Annotated in this window: 2 protein-coding genes; both read left to right on the forward strand. The window is 71.4% G+C overall.

The genetic code is table 11. The features are described 5' to 3' along the window. Positions 1-1,996: type VI secretion system ATPase TssH (tssH, locus tag P409_RS31710; RefSeq protein WP_034847959.1), on the forward strand; the 1,996-nt coding region annotated here is incomplete at its 5' end. Between the two features lie 48 nt (positions 1,997-2,044). Then, positions 2,045-2,496, forward strand: a 452-nt coding sequence (locus tag P409_RS31715) for a type VI secretion system-associated FHA domain protein (protein WP_034847962.1), incomplete at its 3' end; no start/stop codon positions are given.

Consider the following 2,496-nt stretch of genomic DNA (forward strand, 5'->3'; position numbering starts at 1 on the left):
GACGGCGGTGGTGGAGGGCTTCGCCCTGCGCATCGCCGCCGGCGACGTGCCTGAGCTGCTGCGCGGCGTGGCGCTGCGCACCCTCGACCTCGGCCTGCTGCAGGCCGGCGCCGGGGTGAAGGGCGAGTTCGAGAACCGGCTGAAATCGGTGATCGAGGAGGTGAATGCCAGCCCGACGCCGATCATCCTGTTCATCGACGAGGCGCACACCCTGATCGGCGCCGGCGGCCAGGCCGGCCAGGGCGACGCGGCCAACCTGCTGAAGCCGGCCCTGGCGCGCGGCGAGCTGCGCACCATCGCCGCCACCACCTGGGCCGAGTACAAGAAGTACTTCGAGAAGGATGCCGCCCTGACCCGCCGCTTCCAGGTGGTGAAGGTGGAGGAGCCGGGCGAGGCCGCCGCCATCGGCATGATGCGCGGCATGGTGCCGATGCTGGAGACGCATCACCGTGTCCGCATCCTGGACGAGGCGGTGCAGGAGAGCGTGCGCCTGTCGCACCGCTACATCCCGGCCCGGCAGCTGCCGGACAAGTCGGTCAGCCTGTTGGACACCGCCTGCGCCCGCGTGGCCATGGCCCAGGCCGCCACGCCGGCGGCGGTGGAGGCGGGCCAGCGCGAGATCGACCGGCTGGATGCCGAGATCGCGATCCTGACGCGCGAGCAGGCGACCGCCGAGACCCGAGGCGAGGAGATCGCGGCGCTGCAGCAGCGGCGGGCCGACACCGAGGCGACACTGGCCACCCTGCGCGACCGCTGGCAGGAGGAATCGGGCCTGGTGGACCGGATCCGCGACCTGCGCGCGAAGATCGAGGCGGCCGAGGGCCTGCCGCCGGCCGCCGGCGTCAAGGAAAAGGAGAAGCCGGCCGCCGACGCGCCGCCGGCCGTGCCCGTCGACCCGGCCGAGATCGCCGCCTGGCGGGCGGAGTATGGCGAGGCCCGCGCCGCCCTGACAGCGCTGCAGGGCGAGGCGCCGCTGATCCCGGTCGAGGTCGACGCCCAGGCCATCGCCGAGGTGGTGGCCAACTGGACCGGCATCCCGGTCGGCCGCATGGTGTCGAACGAGATCCGCGCGGTGCTGAACCTGGAGGACAGCCTGCGCGAGCGGGTGGTGGGCCAGGACCACGCCTTGGGCGCCGTGGCCCAGGCGATCCGCACCTCCCGCGCCAAGCTGACCGACCCGCGCAAGCCGATCGGCGTGTTCATGTTCGTCGGCTCCTCCGGCGTCGGCAAGACCGAGACGGCGCTGGCGCTGGCCGACCTGCTCTACGGCGGCGAGCAGAACCTGACCGTGATCAACATGTCGGAGTTCAAGGAGGAGCATAAGGTCTCGCTGCTGCTCGGCTCCCCGCCCGGCTATGTCGGCTATGGCGAGGGCGGCGTGCTGACCGAGGCGGTGCGGCGCCGGCCCTACTCCGTGGTGCTGCTGGACGAGCTGGAGAAGGCGCATCCCGGCGTCCAGGACGTGTTCTACCAGGTGTTCGACAAGGGCATGCTGCGCGACGGCGAGGGCCGCGATATCGACTTCAAGAACACCGTCGTGATCATGACGTCGAATGCCGGCACCGACCTGATCGCCAAGCTCTACGCCGATCCGGACACCGCGCCCGACGCAGCCGGCCTGGCCGCGGCGCTGCGGCCGGAGCTGCTGAAGACCTTCAAGCCGGCCTTCCTCGGCCGCATCTCGGTCATCCCCTACCTGCCGCTGGGCGACGAGACGCTGCGCAGCATCGCCCGGCTGCAGCTGGAGCGGATCCGCAAGCGGGTCGAGGAGTCCTACGGCGCGCGCTTCGTCTATGACGACGCGCTGGTCCAGGGGCTGTGCGCCCGGGCGACCGAGAGCGAGAGCGGCGCCCGCGCCATCGAGCAGATCCTGTCGCGCACCGTCCTGCCCGAGCTGGCCGCCCTGTTCCTGGCCAGGATGGCGGAGGGCGCGCCGATCGAGGAGGCGGGCGTGTCGTTGGACTCACAGGGCGCCTTCCAATATCGTGTGTCCTAGCATCGTCAGGGGCGGCCCGCCCCGCACCGCCGCGTGGGCCCGCATGCCATGAAGCTCATTCTCGACCTGATCTCCGGCGGCGGGGAATCCCGCAGCTTCGACCATCGCGGCCTGACCATCGGCCGCGGCGACGACTGCGACTGGGTGCTGGACGACCCGTCGCGCTTCCTGTCGAAGAGCCACTGCTTCATCGACTATGTCGACGGCAGCTACGTGCTGTTCGACCTGTCGACCAACGGCACCTTCGTGAACGGCAGCGACGCGCCGCTGGGCCGCGCCAACAGCCGGGTGCTGTCGGACGGCGACCGGATCGCCATGGGCGACTACCAGTTCGCGGTGCGGATGTCGGGCGCCGAGGCGCCGTCGGCCAGCCATTCGATCGATGTCGACGACCCCATGGCCTATCCGTTCGGGATCGAGCCGAAGGGCGCCGCCCCCGCGGCGGGCCGGCTGCCGTCCTGGTCGGAAGAGGCCCGGCCGGAAGACCCTTTCGCCTTCCC

This window comes from Inquilinus limosus MP06 (assembly GCF_000767795.1).
In the GTDB taxonomy this organism is placed as follows: domain Bacteria; phylum Pseudomonadota; class Alphaproteobacteria; order DSM-16000; family Inquilinaceae; genus Inquilinus; species Inquilinus limosus_E.